General features: G+C 54.2%; 21 protein-coding genes and 2 pseudogenes. 9 read left to right on the plus strand and 14 right to left on the minus strand.

What is annotated here, in order from left to right; translation table 11 throughout:
• Positions 1–163: 163 nt before the first annotated feature.
• The 5 genes and pseudogenes from DK870_RS05055 to DK870_RS05085 all read right to left on the minus strand — a co-directional run bounded on the left by DK870_RS05055 (position 164) and on the right by DK870_RS05085 (position 7495).
• Entirely contained in the window at positions 164–724 is a 561-nt protein-coding gene (locus tag DK870_RS05055) for an EAL domain-containing protein (protein WP_161548144.1), read from the minus strand.
• Positions 717–1337 carry an EAL domain-containing protein gene (locus DK870_RS05060; protein ID WP_161548145.1) on the minus strand — a complete coding sequence of 207 codons (621 nt, stop codon included), beginning with the start codon at positions 1335–1337 and terminating at the stop codon, positions 717–719. The genes DK870_RS05055 and DK870_RS05060 overlap by 8 nt, the downstream gene beginning before the upstream one ends.
• Positions 1338–1843: 506 nt before the next feature.
• Positions 1844–5473, minus strand: a pseudogene (locus DK870_RS29605) (transporter substrate-binding domain-containing protein).
• Positions 5473–6099, minus strand: a complete 627-nt coding sequence (locus DK870_RS05080) for a response regulator transcription factor (RefSeq protein WP_161548147.1) — start codon at positions 6097–6099, stop codon at positions 5473–5475. Before DK870_RS05080 ends, DK870_RS29605 begins: the two are co-directional and overlap by 1 nt.
• 196 nt (positions 6100–6295) lie before the next feature.
• Positions 6296–7495 carry an EAL domain-containing protein gene (locus DK870_RS05085; protein ID WP_161548148.1) on the minus strand — a complete coding sequence of 400 codons (1200 nt, stop codon included), beginning with the start codon at positions 7493–7495 and terminating at the stop codon, positions 6296–6298.
• 419 nt (positions 7496–7914) lie between these two features.
• On the opposite strand from DK870_RS05085, the gene DK870_RS05090 reads away from it, so the two are divergent.
• Positions 7915–8925: an alpha/beta fold hydrolase gene (locus tag DK870_RS05090; protein WP_161548149.1), complete on the plus strand. Its 1011-nt coding sequence runs from the start codon at positions 7915–7917 to the stop codon at positions 8923–8925.
• An 85-nt stretch (positions 8926–9010) separates the two neighbouring features.
• A complete protein-coding gene (locus DK870_RS05095) occupies positions 9011–9481 on the plus strand; it encodes a RidA family protein (RefSeq protein ID WP_161548150.1) in 471 nt (156 codons plus the stop codon).
• 1114 nt (positions 9482–10595) lie between these two features.
• Here the strand turns inward: DK870_RS05095 and DK870_RS05100 are convergent.
• From DK870_RS05100 to DK870_RS05110, 3 genes and pseudogenes are all read right to left on the minus strand, one after another.
• The gene (locus DK870_RS05100) at positions 10596–10781 is read right to left on the minus strand and encodes a response regulator transcription factor (protein WP_161548151.1); all 186 of its coding nucleotides are present in this window, start codon (positions 10779–10781) and stop codon (positions 10596–10598) included.
• A gap of 50 nt (positions 10782–10831) precedes the next feature.
• Positions 10832–11434 carry a hypothetical protein gene (locus tag DK870_RS05105; RefSeq protein WP_161548152.1) on the minus strand — a complete coding sequence of 201 codons (603 nt, stop codon included), beginning with the start codon at positions 11432–11434 and terminating at the stop codon, positions 10832–10834.
• A 339-nt stretch (positions 11435–11773) separates the two neighbouring features.
• A pseudogene (locus DK870_RS05110) lies at positions 11774–11899 on the minus strand (AAA family ATPase); the annotation flags it as partial.
• 618 nt (positions 11900–12517) lie between these two features.
• Between DK870_RS05110 and DK870_RS29610 the strand changes: the two are divergent.
• The 6 genes from DK870_RS29610 to DK870_RS05135 all read left to right on the plus strand — a co-directional run bounded on the left by DK870_RS29610 (position 12518) and on the right by DK870_RS05135 (position 16366).
• A complete protein-coding gene (locus tag DK870_RS29610) occupies positions 12518–13174 on the plus strand; it encodes a magnesium transporter MgtE N-terminal domain-containing protein (RefSeq protein WP_256679810.1) in 657 nt (218 codons plus the stop codon).
• The gene (locus DK870_RS29615; RefSeq protein WP_256679811.1) at positions 13114–13902 is read left to right on the plus strand and encodes a magnesium transporter; all 789 of its coding nucleotides are present in this window, start codon (positions 13114–13116) and stop codon (positions 13900–13902) included. The genes DK870_RS29610 and DK870_RS29615 overlap by 61 nt, the downstream gene beginning before the upstream one ends.
• Before the next feature lie 58 nt (positions 13903–13960).
• Complete coding sequence (locus DK870_RS05120) at positions 13961–14686, plus strand: MgtC/SapB family protein (protein ID WP_161548153.1); 726 nt, start codon at positions 13961–13963, stop codon at positions 14684–14686.
• A 161-nt stretch (positions 14687–14847) separates the two neighbouring features.
• Positions 14848–15702: a transporter substrate-binding domain-containing protein gene (locus tag DK870_RS05125; RefSeq protein WP_161548154.1), complete on the plus strand. Its 855-nt coding sequence runs from the start codon at positions 14848–14850 to the stop codon at positions 15700–15702.
• A gap of 167 nt (positions 15703–15869) precedes the next feature.
• Entirely contained in the window at positions 15870–16058 is a 189-nt protein-coding gene (locus DK870_RS05130; protein ID WP_161548155.1) for a hypothetical protein, read from the plus strand.
• 113 nt (positions 16059–16171) lie between these two features.
• Positions 16172–16366, plus strand: a complete 195-nt coding sequence (locus DK870_RS05135; protein WP_161548156.1) for a hypothetical protein — start codon at positions 16172–16174, stop codon at positions 16364–16366.
• Between the two features lie 151 nt (positions 16367–16517).
• On the opposite strand, the gene DK870_RS05140 is transcribed toward DK870_RS05135, so the two are convergent.
• The 5 genes from DK870_RS05140 to DK870_RS05160 form a co-directional block, all read right to left on the minus strand.
• Complete coding sequence (locus tag DK870_RS05140) at positions 16518–16766, minus strand: hypothetical protein (protein ID WP_161548157.1); 249 nt, start codon at positions 16764–16766, stop codon at positions 16518–16520.
• 227 nt (positions 16767–16993) lie between these two features.
• Positions 16994–17398: an RES family NAD+ phosphorylase gene (locus tag DK870_RS29620; protein WP_372241655.1), complete on the minus strand. Its 405-nt coding sequence runs from the start codon at positions 17396–17398 to the stop codon at positions 16994–16996.
• A gap of 317 nt (positions 17399–17715) precedes the next feature.
• On the minus strand, positions 17716–18174 hold the full coding sequence (locus DK870_RS05150; protein ID WP_161548158.1) for a cupin domain-containing protein: 459 nt from the start codon (positions 18172–18174) through the stop codon (positions 17716–17718).
• A gap of 91 nt (positions 18175–18265) precedes the next feature.
• Positions 18266–19447 carry a Na+/H+ antiporter NhaA gene (nhaA, locus tag DK870_RS05155; protein ID WP_161548159.1) on the minus strand — a complete coding sequence of 394 codons (1182 nt, stop codon included), beginning with the start codon at positions 19445–19447 and terminating at the stop codon, positions 18266–18268.
• 47 nt (positions 19448–19494) lie between these two features.
• Positions 19495–20685, minus strand: a complete 1191-nt coding sequence (locus DK870_RS05160) for a TolC family protein (RefSeq protein ID WP_256679812.1) — start codon at positions 20683–20685, stop codon at positions 19495–19497.
• A 206-nt stretch (positions 20686–20891) separates the two neighbouring features.
• Here DK870_RS05160 and DK870_RS05165 point away from each other — a divergent pair, with 206 nt between their 5' ends.
• Entirely contained in the window at positions 20892–21086 is a 195-nt protein-coding gene (locus DK870_RS05165) for a GNVR domain-containing protein (RefSeq protein WP_256679822.1), read from the plus strand.
• A gap of 215 nt (positions 21087–21301) precedes the next feature.
• Here the strand turns inward: DK870_RS05165 and DK870_RS29625 are convergent.
• Positions 21302–22348: RHS repeat-associated core domain-containing protein (locus DK870_RS29625; protein WP_161548161.1), on the minus strand; the 1047-nt coding region annotated here is incomplete at its 5' end.

The following is a 22348-nucleotide window of genomic DNA, read 5'->3' on the forward strand; positions in this document are numbered from 1 at the left end:
GAACGATGAGGATTTTCGCAGGTTCCTACGCCACCACACAGGCGCGAATTCCGTAGGGCTTGTAGGAAATTTCCCAAGATCAACTTACCAAGCAGATATCCGAGCTTAATCGGGGGGAGGGCGACGAATGCCTATGCAAGTGAGATTCTGGTTCTGAATCAACTCAAAACCATTGAATTAGCGCTTCAGCGCTCATGGCACTTGCATACCAATGGCCCTGCCCATGCCGGCAACCCAGCCCCAGCAACAGCTGCTGCTCCTGGGTCTCGACTCCCTCAACGACCACGGGTATACCCAACGCTTCACCTAACACCAAGGTACTGCTGATCGCCGTCCGCCATTGAGGTTCATTGATGGCAGACCGAACAAACTGAGCGTCCAGTTTGATCTCGCTGAACGGTAACTGACATAAACGTAGAAGTGTCGAACACCCGGTCCCAAAACTGTCGAGGGATAGGCCGCACCCCATCATCCTTAGACGATACAGACATACGAGACTTGCTTCGTTCAGGCGCAGCAAACCGCTTTCGGCCAGTTCAAACGTCAAACCGCAGCCTGACACTACATAATCTTTCAGTAATTTCTGTACATGTGAGGCGAGCGTGGTACTGAGTAACTGTTCAGCTTGTATATTGAACGCAAAATTGAGGTTGTACCCACCTGTCTTCAGGTAGCGTTGCAGCGCCAGCCCTTCACGCAACTGCCGAAACAGTAACTCACCCATCAAACCGCAACGCTCCAGCACCGGTAAAAAAATAAGCAGGCCCCAAAACGTTGCCATCAGGCTGCTGCCAGCGCGCCAAAATTTCTACACCGGTCATTTCCCCCGTTTCAAGCAGAAACTTGGGTTGAAAATAAGGGCAAAGCTCATTGGCAGCAAATGCCTGCAGAACCCTGGCTTCACTGAGGACCTGAATCGGCTCCTGCACGTTGTTTTGTGTGCCAGGCGTGGCGACAGCTTTCTTTAGCAGTTGCTCCAGCGTCTCATACTTCGCAATACTTTCAATATCACCTAGAAACTCCAGCCCTAAAAGTTGAATGATCTTGCTTACCGTACACCGCAGATTGGTCGGCAATGAACTAAGGAGTATCACTGAGCGGACGAGCCTCAAAGGACCCGTCGCCTGTAGAAACCCCAGGCTATCCGTACTGTCTATGCAAAAATCACACAGAACGATATCTACCGCACCCACTTGTTTTAGGAGTTTCAACGCCTCTGCACCGTCGACTGCTTGAAAAACTTCTTGACAGCCCAATCGCTGCAACAATCTTACGGTCACTATTCGTTGAAAAGAATGGTTCTCCAAAACGATGATACGCAATGACGAAATAGACATGAGCAAATAAACCTAAATGTTTCATTATAGGACATAACACTGGCACTAGCCAAAAAGTCACCGCCGCGATTTATTAAAGCGCTCAATAAACAAGAACACGAAGAGCATTTGGTCTTGCCCGACAGAAAGCACTTAAATTAAAGTTTTCCTGCCTGATCAACGTTCTATTCATTATCACCCAATAAAAATCATCATCGATGACAGTCGGCCAACAAACACAATTCATTCAAACATTTGATCGGCGCTATCCGGTAATAGCCCCGCCGATTAAACAGCCGCTCTATTTGCAGCAATCGTCCGGAGTTATTATCAACAATCAATATTCGCATTGCTTTGTTAATCATTGTTATCACCGAAAAGTGGAGAACACGATAACGAGAGTCCACGACTATGGTCGCAACCCTCCGCTGCGCCACACAGGTGAAAACTCCGCAAAGCATGTAGGAAACTTCCCAAGGAATGGGAGAACCAGAGCGAAACGACAACGGCTCTGTTTTTTCGAGGCGTTAGCGCTTAGCCCTGTCGGCATAAAGCCTCAGGGCATCGGCCAGCGCAGCCATTTGCAACTGCAACGCGGCGCCCACTTCGCCGAGCAAATGCAGGTCGCCGGCTTCACAAACGGCTTCCATTTGCTCGCAAGCGGCGATCAACCGCCAGGCTTTGACGATGCGTGCGCCGCCTTTTATTTTGTGCGCCAGATTCAACAGAGCCGGCAGATCCTGGTCAAACACGCGCCCTGGCAGGCTGTCCAGGTCTTGTTGGTTGCTGACCGCCAAATCATTCACCAAAGCTTGCATTACCACTTCATCACCACGGACCAGCTGCTCGATACTGCCCAGGTCGATGCCGCTCGTTTGCTCCGGCGCAGACTGATCCAGAAAGGTAACCGTTTCTTGGGAGGCGATCCGATCCAAACGCCCACTCAACTCTTTCAAGCTGATGGGCTTGAACAGGCAATCATCCATACCCGCAGCGAGACACCGGTCTCTTTCGTCGGGCTGGGCGTTGGCGGTGAAACCGATGATCAGGCACCGAGGGGTTTGTCGTTCCGCCTCTTCGTCACGGATCGCGCGGGCAAGTGCATAGCCGTTCATGATCGGCATATTGCAGTCGGTGACGACGACATCGAAATGCCTGCCGCGCTAGGCGTGCAAGCCGTGGGCGCCATCCTGCGCCTCAACGGCCTTGTGCCCGAGATAGCCCAACTGCTTGGACAGCAACAGCCGATTGGCAGGGTAGTCGTCGACCACCAGAATTGTCAGGGTGTGCTGCCAGAGGACTCCTCGACGACAAGCGCTTGCTCGACCTGAACGGACTCCAACACCGGCAGTTGCAGCAGCACCTCGATTTGCGTGCCCTCATCCAGGACGCTGTGCAACTGCAGTTGCCCCCCCCCATCATCTCGCACAGCGTTCGACTGATCATCAACCCCAACCCCGAACCACTGCGGGCCGACTGGTTGTTGTTGCTGGCCTGGCTGAAAAGGTTGAACAACTGCTGCTGGTCTTCTTCGGAAATACCCGTTCCGGAGTCCTTTATGCGCAGTCGAACGTACAACTGTTCTTCGGTGCTGCCCGGCAGCACCTCAGCGATCAGGCTAACCTCACCTTCATCGGTGAACTTGATCGCATTGCTCAGCAGATTGGAAATGACCTGCTTGAAGCGCAACGGATCGATCAACACATCACAATCGGTCCTAGCATCCAGATCCACGATCAATTGCAAGTGTTTCTGCTGCGCGAGCCCGTCAAAAATGCAGCCCAGGGACTTGAGTAGTTCCCGCAGATTCACCCGCTCCGGGGCCAGGGATAATTTACCCGACTCGATCCGTGCGATGTCGAGAATGTCGCCGATCAGGTCCAGCAAACCGTGGGCGGCGCCGGAGGCCACCTCGATCGCGAAACGATCGAGCACTCCTTGGTCGGCCTTTTTCAGCGCGAGTTCGAGCATGCCGATGACAGCGTTCATCGGAGTACGAATCTCATGGCTCATGGTCGCCAGGAACGTCGTCTTGGCCCGATTCGCCTCTTGGACCATCCCCAACAGTTGCTGGCGCTCGCTGACATCGATCCAGCCGGCAATCATGCCGATAATCGCATCATCGCTGTCCCGGTACGGCAGCATCCAGTGGTAAATCGTCAACAAACGACCGTCCGCCAGGGTCCACTCGCGGTCTTCGGTGCGAGCCACGCCTTCTGCCATGACGTGAAGATATTCCGCGTGGTAGGCCCTCGCCTCTGACGGGTCGGCAAACATGCTCTCAGCCGCCCATCGACCCAACGCCTCTTCTTGAGGCAGCCCAACCGCATCAAGGTAACCACTGTTGCAGATCAGCAGGCGCCCTTCCCGATCCAGGACATAGATGGGGTGGGGGGTACCGTCGATCAAAACGCGCATGAATTCCAGCTGATTGCTGAGTGCCCGCTCCGCCTCTTTTCGCCGACGGATCAATTGGGCCAGGTAGGCGATCCAGACAAAAGCCACCAGCAACAACGCACCGGCAATCGCAAAGCCCTGAACGATGGCTTCGCGGTTACGTAGCCAATAACTGTCGTTCACCACCACATCGTTGCGCCAGCGATTGATGATTTCGGCCGTTTCCTCCGGGGAGATGCTCAGCAAGGCTTTATCCAGGATCGAGTACAGCTCCATGCGCCCCGATTGGTGGCAAAGGCCACCCTAGCCGGCTCGGCCCCCACAGCGCTGGTCATTTGCAAACGCCCCTGGTAATGCCGTGCGATGGTATAGCGAGCACTGATCAAGGTCTTGATGGCCGCCTCAGCCTCACGCTTGAGCACCATTGCCATTGCCTGGTCATTGTTATCGACTAACAGCAGGTTCACTTCTGGAAAGTTGCTGCGAAGGTAATCCTGGGACAGGATCCCCTGCACCAGCGCAACCCGCTTGCCAGCCAGATCGCTCAACGTTTCCGAGCTATCCGCACCCACCCGGTTTACCAGGATAAACGGCGTCGACAGGTAGGGCCGGGTAAAGCGCACCTTGTTTTCGCGTTCGGTGCTGGGCGTCATGCCGGCGATAAGATCCGCTTTGCCGATCTGGACGTCATCCACTTGCCTGACCACGGAATTATTGCGCTCGACATCGAATTGCAGGCCCGTCCGTGCGCTGATCTTGGCCAGGACATCGGCACTGACCCCGCGAAACCGGCCATTCTCATCAAAGAACGAGAGCGGCAGAAAATTCTCCATGGCCGTGACTTTGATGCGGGGATGCTGCTCGATCCAACGCTGTTCCTTGGCGTTCAAATGCAGGCGGTGGCGCCCTGGGATATTCACTTCCGTCGCGCCCCATCGGCGCAGGATATTCATGCGCTCGCCCAGGGGAATGGAATCCAGCGTCTTGTTGATGATGCGCAGCAGACGCTCATCTTCCAAACACAAAGCAAAGGCGAAGCGACCACCTTCCATGCCGGAAAAATCCGACAGGTGGATGTTGTTCAGGTAATTCATTTCGATCAGGTAGTTGGCGCTAATGACATCTCCCAGGTAAACGTCAGCCTGACCGAATGCCACGGCGCTGATTGCGCTCAATGTCGAGGGATAAAGCATCAAGTGGGCGCCGGGGTAAAACTCATGGACATCCTGCGAAGGCAAATAGTGATAAAGCATGGCGATTCGCTTGTCTGCCAGATCCGTGGTCGCCGACGCCTTGTCATCGTTGCGCATGACGAGCATCGGTTGGTCTTCGGCGTAAGCTGTGGACATCGCCACGTCCGGTTCCTTCGCCTCAAAGGAATTGGCGGTACCCAGGAAATCAATCTCGCGATTCCTCAAGGCCTGGATGAGCTCCGATCTTGAATCGAAGTGACGAATACGCACCTGGACATGCAGAAGCTGAGCGATCAGCCCGGCGTAATCGGCGGTGAGCCCTTCGTAGTCATGCCCATTGGTGGTCAGGTCGAACGGTGGGTAGTCGGGTGTTGAAATGCCCAGGGTCAAAACAGCCTTGTTTCGCAGCCAGGTCCAGTCCGACTCATCCAATTCAACTTCATAATCATCGACAGTCGAACGCCCGAACAGCTGAAAATCCTCGGCTTGCGTCTTGGCTTGCGCCAGGCAGAAAGCTGTCCACAGGGCAAAGAACCAAAAAAGGGAAAACCTCAAACAGCCGCGCATCAGATCAAGCTATTACGTTTGGCCATGTCCGACAGGTGTACCAGTGACTTCAAGTTCAGTTTTTCGATCAGGCGGGCCTTATAGGTACTAATGGTCTTGTTGCTCAACAGCATTTCCTCGTCAATCTGTTTGTTGGATAAGCCCCTGGCGAGCTGCTGCAGGATCGACAATTCACGGTCGGATAACTTCTGGATCAGCGCTTGCTCCGACGCTTGGGCGTCGTCGCGGCAAACCGTATTGACGGTAAGATCGGGAAAAAACGTGTAGCCGGACTTGATGGCGTTGATCGCCTTGACCAACTCATCTTGGTCATCGGCTTTCGACACGTAACCCGCCGCCCCGGCCCTCATGCACCGCATGGAAAAGAACACTGGCAACAAGGATGTCAGGACCAGGATCTTGACCGGCAGTTTCAAATCGGCAATCCGGCCCAGGGCGTCCAAACCGTCGACACCAGGCATCGCAATGTCCATCAGCACCAGGTCCGGCACATGCTCGCGTACCAGTTGCACGGCCTCGGCACCATTATCCGCTTCGGCGACGATTTCATACTGTTCTTGCTTCAGAATGGCTTTCACCGCAGAACGAATGAACGGGTGATCATCGACGACTATGGCCTTCAGCATTTGAAACCTCTAAAATCAATGACTTGATAACAACCAGCGAAGTAAAAAGCCGTTTGCAGGCAAATAATCAGACAAGATAGACCGACGCCGAGTCGGCGTGAATAGCTGCCCGATAAATTTCTATTTACCGTGCACCAGCCCTCACCTTTTTTACGAAAGGAAGTCCTTTGTATAGATAAGTTCGCACAACTCTGGCTCAGGGCCTGCGCAAGAGAAGAGCCGGACTCTGCAACCAGAGCAGCAATTCATGGGATGACATTGGCTTGGCATAATAAAAGCCCTGCCCCAGCACACAGCCCATTGCGATCAGCGCTTGGTGTTCTTTCTCCTCGCTGACGCCTTCGATGATCAGCTTCATGTTCAATGATCGGGCCAAGGCGATGGTGGTACTGATGACCGCCCGGCTTCGGGGCTCATGGAGACACCGGACAAACTCGCCATCCAACTTGATTTCCGTGAAGGCGAATTGGCAAAGCGACTTGAGTGAAGAGAACCCCACGCCGAAATCATCGATTGAAAGCCCGCCCCCCATCATGCGTAAGCATAGCAAGTTCTCTTGAACATCCGGCGACATTTCGAGCAAACCGTTCTCCGCCAGTTCAAACGTCAACTTTGCTCCGGGCAGGTTATGGAAAAGCAATGCCTGGCGGATGTGTTCGATCAGCGCCGAACCCTCCAGTTGCGACGCATGGAGGTTGAAAGACAATTCCAGCGGATGTTCTTCCCGATCCAGTATTCTCAGCAAACCCAAGCCTTTTTCAAGCAACTGTTTGAACATTTCATCGATCAGGTCATAGGCCAGCACAGCGGCCAGGAAGTCCTTGGGCAGTAAAAGCCCATGGACCGGATGCTGCCAACACGCCAGCACCTCAACGCCCGCCACCCTGCTGTCGGCCAGCATGAGTTTAGGCTGGTAAAACGCACAAAACTCTCCCAAGGCCAAGCCACGACGAATATCACTCTCACTCGGCAATGTCTTGGCGGGCACCGGAATATGCACATCCTGTAAGTAGCCGCACTTGAAGTGCAACAAGATTTTTTGCAGCGACTCCACATGTATCGGCGTACTCAATATACCCAGTAATTTAAGGCCTGAGAAGGAAACCATATGCTCGATAGCCCGCCTGAGTTGCGGTAGAAACTCGCAATAAATAATAATGACCTGAACTAAGGAAAGTCGCTTGGCACAGTTGAGAAAATCCAGGCAATCCATCTGCTGGCCGATCAGGTCAAACAGGACAATGTCGACGCCTCCCTGCCGCTGCATCGACGCCAGCGCCTGCTTGCCGCTACTGGCCAGCAGAATGTCGGATACCCCCGAACACTGTAACGCACTAACCATTCTATTGCGCTGTAAAGAATGATTGTCTAAAACGAGAACACGCAATGAAGTCATCTGTTGTCTGCCGGCGCCTTTGGGTCAAGACGATAATCTTTACAAACCGGGGAAGAAATCAGGAGCACCGGCCTCCCAAAAGCCTGTAGGAAAATTCCCAAGAGTGGAAGGACATTCAAATATTCCCTTCATCATCACTTACTTACCCGACATCCAGGCCGCCTAGCTGAATATCGGCGATCGAAAAATCCGCAATGGTTAATTTTTCGACACAATACATATTAACATTTTGATACGAATTTTATGAATACCGTAAAAGCCCCGCAGACGAGGATTACGCCCCTTATCCAGACCTTAAGCCTAAGCAAATTAAGAAAACACCACATAGACATTCGAACCAACATCTTTTACGGTCCGCAAGGCGTGCAGAGTTGAATATGCGATGCATTCCCTGGTTAATACTAAAGAGGTACAACCACATGAGAAAAAATTTAGTTACCATCACGACAATTTTAATAGCCGTCAAGACATCCTCCACTTTGGCCGATGCTGCCAACTATGGCCCGAGACTTGAGGGCTTCTCATACCCATACGAAATGAAGCATTATAAATTTGAGTCACAAGGGCAGCGACTTGAAATGGCGTATATGGACGTCATGCCTACTCACGACGCAAATGGCAAAACGGTCGCCCTTTTGCATGGTAAGAATTTTTGCGGTGTCACTTGGGAGAAGACCATCGCGTCCTTGGCGGACGCGGGTTATCGAGTCATCACCCCAGACCAGGTTGGCTTCTGCGCCTCAAGCAAGCCTGAGGGATATCAATTTAGCCTAGGACAGCTCGCTGCGAACACCGATTCTTTGCTCGCCTCGCTTGGAATAGAGAACGTTATTCTTGGCGGGCACTCAATGGGAGGTATGCTAGCGGCACGTTATTCGATCCAATACGCTGAGAAGGTGGAACAGCTTTTTCTTGTCAATCCTATTGGGCTCGAGGACTGGCAAGCCGAGGGTGTTCCCTACGCAACAGTTGACCAACTCTACCAAGGAGAACTACAAGAAAATACTCAATCCATTAAAGCTTATCAACAGCGCTTCTTCTATGGGGGCGAATGGAAGGATGACTATGACCGCTGGGTTACTATGCAAGTAGGACTTCGCGCAGGACCAGGCGGACAACAATACGCCTACAATCAAGCCCAAACCTCGGAAATGCTTTTCAGTCAGCCCATACTCTACGAGCTGGGACGCATATCGGCCCGTACCTTTTTACTGATCGGCGGGCGTGACCGTACAGCATTGGGTGCGGGCCGAGCAGCACCAGAGGTTGCCGCCCGTCTAGGAAATTATCCGTTGCTCGCAAAGTCCGCCGCCAAACAAATTACAGGATCAAAACTCATCGAGTTTCCCGAGCTTGGCCACTCCCCTCAACTGCAAGAGCCTGAAAAATTTCACAAGGTCCTGCTGAAGGCGTTGTCCAGCCCCAGCTAAACACTGCACATAAAAATGCAAGTAATGTAATGAAAGGCTTCGCTTAGCAGCCGCCACGCGACCTCATCTATGAGAAGGTATCGTTATGTACAATTTTTTTCGTAACACAACTCAGCTTACTATTGCATCGGCTTTTGTGATGGCAAGTTCGCTGTGCAATGCCGATCAGACTACATCTGAAGGTGCATCACTGAACTATGTTGCGAGCGATGGCACCCTACCCTTTTCAACTTTAGTCCGAGCAGGGAATCTACTTTTTCTCTCTGGTGCACTCGCTACCGAGAACAACGGCGCGCCATTAAAATCCACGGCAGCCCAAACGGCAACAATCATGGACAACATCCAATCAACGCTCACTCAGAATAACTCGTCACTCAACCAAGTTGTTCGGTGCAACGTTATTCTCGCCGACATTCAAAATTTTTCCGAAATGAACCGCGTCTATGCCAGTTACTTCAAGGAGGGACGTTTCCCCGCTCGCACAACTTTTGAGGCATCTAATCTAGTAGCCGGAGCAAAAGTCGAAATAGAATGCACAGCATACGTGGACGCATAACAATATCGACATTATCGCCCACCAAGAACATTCCAAGCTAGCCGGATAGTTTCCGGCTATTTAGCTGTCAGCATTCTCGAACAAAACAACACACATCAAAACTCATTCTTCTGCCCAATCTTTCAGCCCTCTCACCCTCCGCATCATTTTTCTGCAAACTTTGCGTGGCGCAACTAGCCAAGCATTAGACAATGCTTTATTACAATCTGACTGGCGTCTCTAGCTGGAACAACGCTGGACCTAGACGCGTACTAAGCATTGGCTAGTTTCAGCCTTGCGTATCGCTTCACACAGAGCCCTACGTTTCCTTGCTTTCTATAAATGCCACGCCAGGCTGCACTCTACTATGACCTCACGTGAGTGTGCTTTTCATTTATCGACCCGGTATAACCCTGCGACCAAAAACACATAGTAACGCGGACACATGGATGCGCCGCATTTAGAGGCGCGAGAAGCAGCGGAGAACTAGATGCGCTTAGCCCAATGCCTGCTCCGCAATCTACCTGTTGCGTGGATCACACCCTTATCAGGCAATGATGAACACCACTAATGCAATGATAGCAAAACCGGCCATCTCCTCACCCGTCAACAAGAACAAACATGCCAGGGCCGCCCCCACCAGAAGCGTGGTTGCGACTCCCCAACAAACACAGCGCGACCGAGTCACTTGCATTGCTCCATGAACAGACTGTCCTAAACGCGCACAGGCTCGAATTGGCTGGACATTGACTCGACCTCCAAAGCCTGCACCGCAAGCGGAAGACTAATCGCTCAACCGCGCTCGGATTGTGCTTGCTGTTCTCCAAGTGAGGCACCATCAATTTCTCCCTGACCACAACCAGGTGGTGAGAACGCGTCACAGGTATTCGAGAAATCGTACACATATACGATTAACGCCAAGGGCGGCTCATAGGACAACGGCTGCTTTGGGTTGCGGCTCAGGATCAGCAGCTCGGCAACTAAGCTCGGCGGAGTGGTCCCAAGAGCAGCGCAACAAGAAATTGAGCACAGTGTATGGCCCATCGAATGCGATGCATCTGACTAGGGAATCATCGGCCCAAACTTCGGGCCTTCGAGCTTGTCCAGCCAGTCATTCCGCACACGAGAATCAGAGTCAGAAAACGCTGGCCGCGGGTCTGAGCCTGTCGATCAGTTCCAGACCAATCATGCCGGGCAAGCCGATGCCGATCAACGCCAAGTTGTGATAGCTCTGAGCAACCTGGCGCAAAGCCTTCTCGGCATTGGCCACCGCCTCGAACGGTTGCTCTTGCTCAGGGAGCGTGATGAATTGTCGGCGCACCAGTGCTTCATTCCACGACCGACATTCATCACACACCCTGGTGCGTTAGCTTAGAACAAGTAGTTGACGGCCAGGAAAGTTTGGGCGCTGCTGTTGAGTTTCATTGACCCTTGTTTGCGGCCACCATGCTCGCTCAGCTCGGTACTGGCGGTGGTACGCAGATAGCGGTAGCCCAATTCCACCGAGGTGTTTTGGACCACCTGCTGAAGCACCCCAAATTGCGCACCGACTGTATAACCGCTGTTGGTGTCACGGCTGAAGCCGGCCGACTCCTGGCAAATTTTGGTCACGCCCGCTGAGGCCCCTCCAAACAGCTTGGTATCTTTGCCCATCGGCAAAAACAGGTCGTAGCTGCCCAACAGATTCTCCTGGCGCTGTTTATTGGCATGGTGCGAGCCCGACACGTTGTGGTAGGTCGCATAGTAGCGGCCAGTCTCGTTCTGCTGGCCGGCCCGTATGCCAAAGGTGTGGTCCTTGTGAATGATGCCGTCGGCATTGGGGTGGTTGAGGTTGTCGTTCAGCGATTTAGACTTGCTGACTTTGTTGCTGGTCTGACCATAGGTCAGGCCGGCGAAGTTTGTCGACTCGGCTTGGGCCGCAGCACTGCTGCCCAGTACCGTCAACGTCAGTAGTAGCTTTTTGAAGTGAGTCATGGTGTATCTCCTGATTCGCTAAGTGCGTTGGGGGCAGAAACGAGGTTACGCATTCCGTCCTGAACGCCCCCTGTACCCAGGCTGTACCTCAGTTGAACCAGATCACAATGTTCGAGAACCGCCATGGCCAGGTCGAGCTTGGTGGCACCCCATAATTTCGGAGAGCAACCATCAACGCCGGACTCGCCCATTCGAAGAAACGTATTGTGCGTCACGGGAGGATTGATTGCGGATTCCACACCATCCGGCCACCCAACCCACTAGCATCCGAGCGCCTGTTCCACGATCATCCGGCCGGGTAGTCGGAGCGCAGCGACGCAGGTTCGCATTGTTAGTCTGAGTACCCGCCGTCTTCAATTTCGTCGAGCGCCTGCACATCGACTCACCCTTCAGGTCGATGCGATGAGCGTTATCTACCAGCCGGTCGAGAATCGCATCACCCAAGGTGGGGTAACTGCAGAGCTCGGAAAAAATCGTACGCTAAGCCGACCCAGCCATCGAGTGGCTAGTACTTACGCAATGATCATGGGCGCCGCTATTTTACGAACGGCCGCTAACGCACGAGAAGCCCGCTGATAATCGCTGGCCGCAAATACCTCTAAACAGGATGTTGTCAAGCGATAGCTTGAACGCTATAGTTCCGCCTGTCTAAATCTTGGAACTCTTGCTGTGGAAAGTTCCAGCAGTCGATCTTATATCGACGAACCACAGGCAAGGTAATCGCGAGTTCCTCATCTCGCCACTGCCTTGCCGATCTGGCGGGTAGTGGTATCAAACGACCGAGCTTCGGTCGCCTTTCACTTCAGCATCACCCAAAGAGATAGCAGGCTGTGGAAAAACCACCTGCGTGCCACCGCCTACGTTTTTCAGTGACCTGTTAGAGCTCTGCCGCGCCTCGGGTGTTTAGGCCCCCTGGTATTTCATCAACCTGCTGGAGACCGTCATGGACCCCGCCCCTAGTCCGCCTTGTCGCTTGAACATCAATTTTTTACCCCATTATCGGCCTGCGGCCGCCGGGGCCTGTCCATGATCTGACAGATCGGGCATGCCTGCGGCCGCCAAAAGGCCACAAGGAGCATGTCCATGAACCGCGAAGACCTGCTGTTTTCTGTTCACATTCTGTCCCGCTCGCTCGATGCCGCGAGCTTCACCAGCCTTGCCAAGCACCCCCATCCTTCCGACCTGGTCGAGGCACTTGATGTCCTGACCATGGACGGAACCGTATCCCTACTGCTGCTCCTGGCCCCATCCGCGCGCGCCGAGCTGTTCGCCCACCTTCCCGAAAAACGTCAAGACGCCTTACTGCGTGCAATGCCCCGGGAATCAGTGGTGCAGCGGTTCGAACATATGCCGTCGGACGACCGCGCCGACCTCTACAACCGCCTGAGCGAGGAAGCCGAACAGAAGCTGCTACCGGCGCTGGCCAAGGTCGAGCGGGATGACATCCTACGCCTGGCGGCCTACCCGGAAGGCTCTGTCGGCTCGGTGACAACCTCAGATTATGTTCACGTCTCGCCGACCATGACCGTGGCTGAAGCACTTGCTCATATTCGCGCCACGGCTCCCGAGAAGGAAACCATCTACAGCATTTACGTGCTCGATCAGGATTACCGCCTCAGCGGCACTGTATCGTTGCGCGATTTGGTGTTGGAGATGCACAAGCGAGCATTGGTGCGATTATGCGTCGCGATCCTGTGTTTGCTCGCGCCCTGTGGCCCAGCGAACAGGCCGCCGAAATGATCCGCCGTTACGACCTGCTTGCCCTGCCGGTGACCAATGGAGGCAAACGCATGATCGGTATCGTCACGGTCGACGACGCCATGGACATAGAGAAAGAGCAAGACGCCACTCAGCTCGCCCGCTTCGGTGGTACTGCCAGTCTGGGCGGGCCCGATCTGGACGTGCTCGTCTCGCCGTTCGGGAGGATGTTCAAGATGCGCGTGTTCTGGCTGGCAATCCTGACCCTCTTCGGCATCCTGACCAGCACCTTTGTCGCTGCACAGGAGGAGTTCCTCACTCAGGTCATCGTACTGGCAGCGTTCATCGCACCGATTGTCGACATGGGCGGCAACACCGGCAGCCAGTCGGCCACCCTGGTGATTCGTGCGATGGCCCTCGGCGAACTCAAGCTCCAGTGGCGCGATGTGTGGTTCATCATCAAGCGTGAACTGCCGGTGGCGGCAGCGCTGGGTATAGCGATTGTGGTGCTTGAGGTAATTCTGGCGCACCTCTCCAAGGGCGTCGGCTTCGATGCACTGATGGTGGTGGGCCTGAGCATGCTGGTGTGCACGGTGCTTGGCGGTGTCATCGGCGCGCTGCTGCCCTTTCTGGCACGCCGTATCGGCACCGACCCGGCCACCCAGTCCTCGCCCCTGATTACCTCGGTCATGGATCTGATCGGCGTGTTCATCTACTTCGGCTTTGCTTATGCCTTCCTTGGCGATCTGCTGACGCGGGTGACCGCCTGATCGAGTCATAGTGTCATGAGGCCTGGCTAAGCTAGGCCTCACCGTTTAAGGAGGGATCATGTACATCACTCAGCATCTGGATCTGGCAGCGTCGCTCAATACCCTGGCAAGCCTGCTTACCGCGTTCCTGCTTGGTGCCGTAATAGGCCTGGAGCGCCAGTATCGTCAGCGCACGGCCGGGCTGCGTACCAACGTGCTGGTGGCTGTCGGCGCCGCTTTATTTGTCGATATTGCCATGCGCTTTCACGCCCTCTACGGCGGCACACCCAGCCCCTTGCAAGTGGCCTACGTGGTTTCGGGCGCGGGCTTTCTCGGCGCCGGGGTGATCATGCGCGAGGAGGGCAATATCCGCGGCATCAACACTGCCGCGACGCTGTGGGGTTCGGCAGCGGCCGGCGTGGCCGCCGGTACCGGCATGCTGATCGAGGCCGTGCTAGGCACCTTGTTCGTGCTGGCAGCCAATACCTTGCTGCGCCCTATCGTCAACGCCATCAACCGTCAACCGCTCGACGTGGAGTCGGTGGAGGTGACCAACACGGTTTACGTCATCGCCGACAAGGATCGTCAGAAGGAAATCATGAAGGCGCTGGAGGTCAACCTGGAAAATGGCCGTTACCCGGTACGCGATCTGGAGGTTCATGCCTTTGGCGAGGATGATGTGGAGATCGAAGCCACCCTCACTGTAACTTCAATTGATGGCGATGAGTTGGAAGCCCTGATTCGCAAGCTGGCGGCCGTACCGGGCGTACGCCAAGCGTTCTGGAGCCCGAGCACAACGGGATAAAAATCAGGTTGGAAACCCTCGCAACTCCTGACCCAAAAACAACAAGACAAAAATATCTTGCAACGCTCGTAGGATTGCTTTGTTAGTCCAAAAAAGATCATCTGACGTGAAATTCATATCAGCTTGCCGCTGGAATCTGCCGGATAAAAGAAGGATAGCCCATGACTGGTATCAAATCGGTTTCCCCAGTACTGCTTGCGCTGACGCTCGGAGGTTGCGGAACGGTGGCCACTGACAATGGACCGTGGGAGCACATCCGTGTCGGTAATGAGAATGGAGTTCCGCCGTTTGAATACACCGACGGGCAAGGCTCGCGGACGGGCCTGAACATCGAGCTGATCAACGCTGCTTGTGCAGCTATCGGTTCGCGCTGCCCGATTGTCGAAACACCTTACGCCACCAACATCGATGCCCTGGAGGGCAACAAAATCGACCTTATCCTGCCAATGACAGATACCGAGGCTCGTCGGCAGCGGGTGGCCTTCACCGGGGTCTTGTACCCACTCCAGTCGCAGTTGGTGGCTGCCAAGCACTCTGGCTTGATTGCTACGGCGCAATCGTTACAAGGAAAACGCATCGGGGTATTGGCCGGTACTGTGCGGGAAGCCTACGCCCGTGCCCGTTGGGAGCCACAAGGGGTGACGATCCTATCCTACGAACTTAACTCGCAATTGATTCGCGATCTTCAAGCCCAACGAATCGACGCGACATTGCAGGACATCGTCGAAATCAATTTTGCCTTGCTCAATACCCCACAAGGCCAGGGCTACGAACTGACAGGACAGCCTCTAGCCGACCCAATGCTGGGGGTGGGCCCTTCAATTGCCGTCCGTAAAAACAACCCGGAACTGGTCGCCCTGATCAATTGTGGGTTGGAACGCGTCAAGCAAAACGGTCAGTACCAGGCGATTGTCAGCCGCTACCTGCTGGTCACGCCCTCATCCCCCAATCCGATCGTCCTAACGCCCAGTCCTACCGACCTTCCGGTCTGCCATTTTCCGAAGCTGCAAAAGTAGTGCGCACGCTCTATTTCTCGGGCACCCTCGGGTTGGATGCCAACGGTGATGTCGTTGGGCGAACCGGTTTAACTACACAAGGCGTGATGCCCGGACGCACACATTGCTTGTTCATTTCGCGGAGGTGCTTTAACGCAAGGGCAGCATCGCCCATACCCAGGAGGTAGGTGACTACTGAAATATTCGAAGAGGAATTGCCCCGGGCTCGTGTGGATCGCACCAACGCCATAGCCGAAATTATGGCTCTGGTTCGTGACAGAAAAGCGTTCGGGGAAAAACGGAAGGCGGCGAACGAGCGGGAAAGTATCGCTCGCAGAAAAATTGCTCGATTGCTCGATACCGTAGATATTCGTTAGAAGTATTGCAGCCACTTGATTCCTGCAAATGCTCGCCCGCCCCACCGGTCTTTGATCTTTGGTTTCTGCTTCTCCGCTGCTACGCTTTCGGCTCATTGAATGGAGTTGAACCAATGCCCACCGAATATTCGCGTTCTGATGTTCTTGAGCGGTTGTACCAAAATCAGCTCGCCTTGGAGGCCGCGGTGATGGAGCTCACCTTGAAGGTAGAAAACCAAGGCGCAACAGAGATTGGCGCCAACGTCCGAGGTGCACTTCAGACCATCGGAGAGAAAGCCGGACACATCAAACAGGGCTTGGCTAGCTGACAGCCAACGGGCACTGATTTAAACGACCCAATGCGCCGGCGAGCTTGATGGCTTTCTTTCTTACATCGTATAAAGACTGAGCAGGCCGAAGCGTTCGATTTCCCGCGCGCTGCGCGGCGAAGTCGTTAAGATACGGGCGCTCAACCTCTCGCTATGAAAGATGGCGCACTTTGATAATCCTGCCCGAAGCTATCTTGTGTTTGGGCTTGGCCGCTCGAATAACCGCGTGCGGACCATCGACCGTTGTTTCAACGAGCATGCCATCCCTGATTTCCATCACACTGAGTCCGACCGCCAGGATGTTGGTGTAAGCAGCCTTGATCGCGCCTTTCGCCATGGCTGGAATTTTCTCTTCCAGCCGACTCACCAGTTCATCATTTAGCATCTGGTTGACGTCCATAACGCGCTCCGCATTCTAAGCCAGCAATTGTACGGAAATTACCATTAATACAAAGCCCGCCGTCTTCAGCAAGATCTTATGACTGTGAAGGGTGATTTCAGTAGCAGAGATGCGGATTTCAGAGGCGACTGTTCGGTCATTTTCGACTCAGATTTTTCCCGCGATTATAACGACCCCAATCCGCTCTGCCAGATTGAGCACCGTGTCGAACACCATCGAGTCGCCGGTCAAGCTGCGTGACGCCCCCGTGGGTGGAGCGCATCATCAGGAATTCGGTCACCGAAGAGCACCACCACACGTGCCGAATCATCTTGTCGCGACACCCAAGACAGCCCTTGGGCATCTGGACACTGACGGTGGATTGCCTCGGCCCATTTGCGCGTCGCAGGATATTGATCTTTCTCAGTGCCAATCAATTGTTTGCGCGTGATGCCCAGTTTCCGCATGGGCACGCTGGACAGGTCAACCAGCTGCAGCGGTTGGCTAACCTGGACGGCAGAATGCACCTGTCCAGTCAGCTTGCCTTTGTCGAAGCTCTTAAACCCAGCCGTATGGGGAACGTCGTGGAAGACGGTCTCCATCAAGGCACATTCGACTGTCATGCCGCCATACAAGGTGGGAATCGCCCGCACCTGATCATCCTAGGTCGGGCTTAAGCGTGCGTTGCCGTGCATACCCGGATTGAATTGATCAGGCTGATACTTATCCTGTGCACACGATGAAGCACATCGCCTTTGGCGATCACGGTGAAAGTGACGTGCAACGTAGCCGCAGGCACTGGGGTAACGGACGCCGCCAAATCCGTGGGAGGCGTCGCCCTACCCTCACTGAACTCGGTACGCTGCTTAGCCATGGACAATGCCCTGGATCTCATCCAGTGCGGCAGCAATCACCCGATCAGGCGCCGATGCCAAGAGGTCCTGAGGCCTTTTGCGTGCATTGATCGCAATCAGTCCGTCTCAGACCTCACCGTCAACGGAACGAGTGGAGTACCGGCATAAAACACGATCAGTTCAACTGCTTCATCCCCGCTCTGGCCGCGATGAGGCGCACCGACCATCTCGGGCAACGCATCTCCCGGGCCGATCACCATGCTCTTGCTGTCGCTTTTTCTAATGACGGTTAGCTGACCGGAAAGAACATAACCGACATTGATGGTTGGATGGCTATGCCACGGCAGTGCACTATTTGCCGGTATTTTATAGCGCAGCACCGTGACTTCCGGCTGACCCTTCGGGTACGCGGGATATTGCACGCCGTCCCAAGAGTGGGTCGTCTTCAGTAACTGCGTCACCTCGACTTGAGGCGTGGTGGCGATGGCCACCGGAATATGCAAGGCGCCTACCAGCAAAGGAAGTGTGACGATCACAACAGATTTGAAACGAGTTTGAAGCGATGAACAGGACATGAATCGATTTCCTTGATAAAAAATACCTGGCAGAGACCTGCCTTACATTTGGCCCTTGCTGATACCACCCAAACCGATGGCGCATCCCTCGTCATGCCTTGGACATTGAACCAAAACGCAATACCAGCACGCCTGCGATTGCCGCCAAGATCGAGCCGGCGAGAACGCCCACTTTGACTTCGTTGATAAGATGAGGCGCTTCAGGAAAAGCCAAGCCGCCTATAAACAGACTCATGGTGAATCCAATTGCGCACAGTAGCGAAATTCCATAAATCTGAACCCAGCTACTGTCTGTCGGCATCTTCGCCAAGCCCGTCTTGATTGCCAACAAGGCAAGCATAAAGATCCCCACCTGCTTACCGATCAACAGCCCCAGGGCAATACCCATCGGAATGGGGTCCAACAGGTTGTTGGCGGACACGCCGGCCAGGGAAACACCCGCGTTTGCAAATCCAAAAACGGGCAGGATCAAGAAGGCAACCCAAGGGGATAAGCCATGTTCCATTTTCAACAGCGGAGAATGCTTTTCCGCGGTGCCTTTATTCAGCGGAATGCAGAAAGCCAGGGCAACACCCGCCAACGTCGCATGGACGCCCGACTTCAACACGAGTATCCATAGCACTGCGCCAATCACGATATAGGGAGCTAATCGGGTCACGCCCATTCTGTTCATGATGACTAGCGTCGCGATGGCAGCGGCAGAAGCCAGCAACATGCCGATATTCAGGTCTGAGGTGTAGAACATCGCGATGATCGTCACCGCACCCAGATCATCGAGAATCGCCAGGGCGGAGAGGAAGATCTTGAGGGACACAGGCACCCTGCTTCCCAGCAGCGAAAGCACACCCAGGGCAAAGGCAATGTCGGTCGCCGCCGGAATCGCCCAGCCCGCCATGGTGTCGGGCGAGCCACGGTTGATCCAGACGTAGATCAACGCTGGGACGACCATGCCGCCAATCGCGGCGAAACCCGGCAGCGCTCGTTGGCTCCAGGTGGACAGTTGCCCGGCCAGTATTTCCCGTTTGATCTCCAGGCCGACCATCAAAAAGAAGATCGCCATCAATGCATCATTGATCCAATGCTCGATACTCATTCCCAGCACGGCCGTTTGCAAAGCCATGGCATAAACCGGGTACAACGAAGTATTGGCCACGATCAACGCCGCCAACGCGGACAGCATGAGCACCACGCCTCCCGCCGGCTCCCATTGCCTGAATGTCGTCAGCACGCCAGGACGGCCGCCGACAACCAGGTGATCCGAAATATTTCCCATCCCATTCTCCTAATCATGCCAATGACGACACATCACCGGCTTTCCACTCAGCGGCCGTTCAAACAACTGATCAGCGAACCCGCCCCGGCATATTGCCGGAAAATAGCCTGGTACCCATCGAAGCGATTGTTGATTTCGCTGACCTGGTTACCGTAATAGTCATTTCCCGCAATGAGCACGTCCAGCAGCGTGCGCTTACCCAAGTGGTACCACTGCTGGAAGAAGGCCTCGCGAATACGATCCGATTCTAGTGAAAGGTCGCGATACAGCTCGGCGCGTTCGAGCATGGTCCGGGCATCGTGATCGGAGGTGCGAATATGAAACTCCAGGTCCCGACGCTGATAGTCCACATCTTGCCGGCTGGCCTCCGCACGCTGTCGTGCCGCTCGCTCGGAAGCCCGGGTGGATCCGCCGCTGAACACCGACCAATTCATCGACAGATTGGTCTGCCACGCTCGCTCACGCCCCAGTTCGTCCTTGCCGGTGGATTTGCTGACGCCCCAGTTCAGTTGCGGCAACGATGAGGCGCGTATCGCGCCGGACTGCTGCTCGGCCGCCGCGGCTTGCGCCTGGACCTGCTGGACGGTGGGATGGTCCGCCGCCCGTTGCAACAGGACATCCAGATTTGCCAGGCGAATATTCCACGCCTTGGTGCGAGGAATGGGCACCGGACGATCACCCACCAGCTTGTTCAAATTGATCTCTGCATCGCGAGCCTTCGCCTGTGCCGAATCACGTGCTGCCTGGGCTTGCAGCAAGCGGGCTTTGGCCTGGGTCAGTTCGCTGGCACGCCCCTGATCGACCGCCACGATACCGCCGAGCATATTGACCGGTTCTTCCATGCGCACGACGAATCCCTGACTGACATCCACCAGGATCCGTTGCTTACCCAACTCCACCAACGTACTGGTGACCTCATAGGCAATGCTCTCCAGCTCCGCTTCGATGTTCTTGTTCGCCGCGTCCTCCATCAGTTTGCGGCTATCGATGGTTTTACGGGTGCGTCCCCAGTCATACACCGTGGTGGCTACATTCAGCGTCACGGCATTGCCGCTGGCACCGCTCTCCTCTCCACCGAACTCCATCGATTTCGATTTCGATTGCGTGCCGAGCTGTACTTGCGGCCAGCGCTGGCCCTTGACTTCATTCACATCTTCCTCTTTAAATAGTTGAATCGGTATTACATCTGAGTGCGCTAAACACTTGACTTCCTTGAGGGCATCCCAGCTGAACGCCAAGACTCCCTACTGTCGTCAATTCTCTAGAGCTGGTTCGGCAGGGCACATAAGACCTGTCTCAAAAGTTGGCGGATGAACTGGCTTTCAGATCCATTGAAGGGGTCGCTGTAGGAATGGCAGGTGACTGCCATTCCTACAGCGACCCCAGTGAACGTGATAACGAGGACTTATTTATGCAAAACGTCGAGTCGCTACGAGCCGGAGATATGAGACTCCGCAATTTGAATATCAACTCCAGCGACGTGAAGCTCGTCTCAATTGATCGGCGTGCAGAAGCGCCCCTGGCCCCTATAAAGCCTCGCCGAGGATTAATCATTGTGCTGAGTCTGATAATCGGCTTGACGGTAGGATTATTATTTGCCCTGGCTGCAAATTTGGCGTCCAATCGTCGTCACCAATAGCTTGGCCTTGGAACACACCTTTTTTGCCTGCAGAGGCAGAGGGATTGTTTGGCTGTGACGTAATGTAAACACTTATCCATAATAATAGTCAGCCGCCAGCGTTTTAGGTATTCGCCCGATGAATCTATAGCCACTCTTTAAATTTAATTTGATGATCAGAATTAAAATTGACAGCCTAATTTACTACGACGAGGCGGGAAGCAGTGGCATTGATATTATATATCATGCACAAACAATCTAAATTTCCTAGTCGGCAATACTTCCCTAACCACACCCACTCTGTTTTTAATACTATCTTCCTCGGTAGGCTTAAAATGCCCACTATCATTATCCCAATACCTTAAAGTCCCGCCACCCGTTAATGGGTTGTCATCTTCAGGAAAATATAGATGCCCGGCCAATAGCACAGGGTGTGCAGACCGGGCAAAATGTTGTCGCTCTGACATAGTGCTCGGCTTTTTAAATTTATTTCGAAACCCCTGTGCATCGAAGGTCAGGGATGAATGCCCAAAATTAAAAATCGGCGTCACCATCTCAACGAGGGCCGAGCTTCGCTCAATGTCATCGTGCATAAATGCATACACACTTAAAGGATCAGCCTCACGAACTACATAGCTTAGCCGCCCGGCGGGTATTTTGGGTGGCATTTTAATAGATACCGGCTCCAGGATGTATGCATCCTCCTCGATCACTCGCAGTCGATAAACAAACTCATCGGGCAATTCAAGCTGCGGGAGAAGCTTGTTGTAAACACTAGTTGTAAGTCCATCAATGTCACGAATTTTATTCTGCAGAACCTTATTTAAAACGTTGACTCTTTCTGGGTCTGCCGTCCCCCCCTTTACCGTAGAAGGCCTTAACACATCCTGATACCACTCGTTTAGTGGTCGTGCCGAAGTCGCCAACTTAGCTATTCCTTGCTCCTTTTGGACGACTTCGCTTTTCGGACTTATTGGTAAAAAAGTACTCGCCGCGCTCAACCTTGACTCCGGCCGTGGCACCAGAGGCGGCGGCATACGTCCGTCCCAATCCGTCCTGTTAATAGAATTATTTGTGCAGAACCGGAATAAATTCACCCCATCCACCAACCCGCCCGGATCGGCACTCAACCACCTCCCCAGCGCCGGCTGGTAGTACCGCCAACCGTAGTAATACAGCCCCGTGGCGTCCAACTCCTTGCCCGAATAGCGTCGCGTACGCTGGGCCAGGCGACTGACCTCGGTCGCCGCCTCATCACAGCCCGTGGTGCCGCCATAAGGGGC

The organism is Pseudomonas sp. Q1, from assembly GCF_009935975.1.
GTDB lineage: Bacteria > Pseudomonadota > Gammaproteobacteria > Pseudomonadales > Pseudomonadaceae > Aquipseudomonas > Aquipseudomonas palleroniana.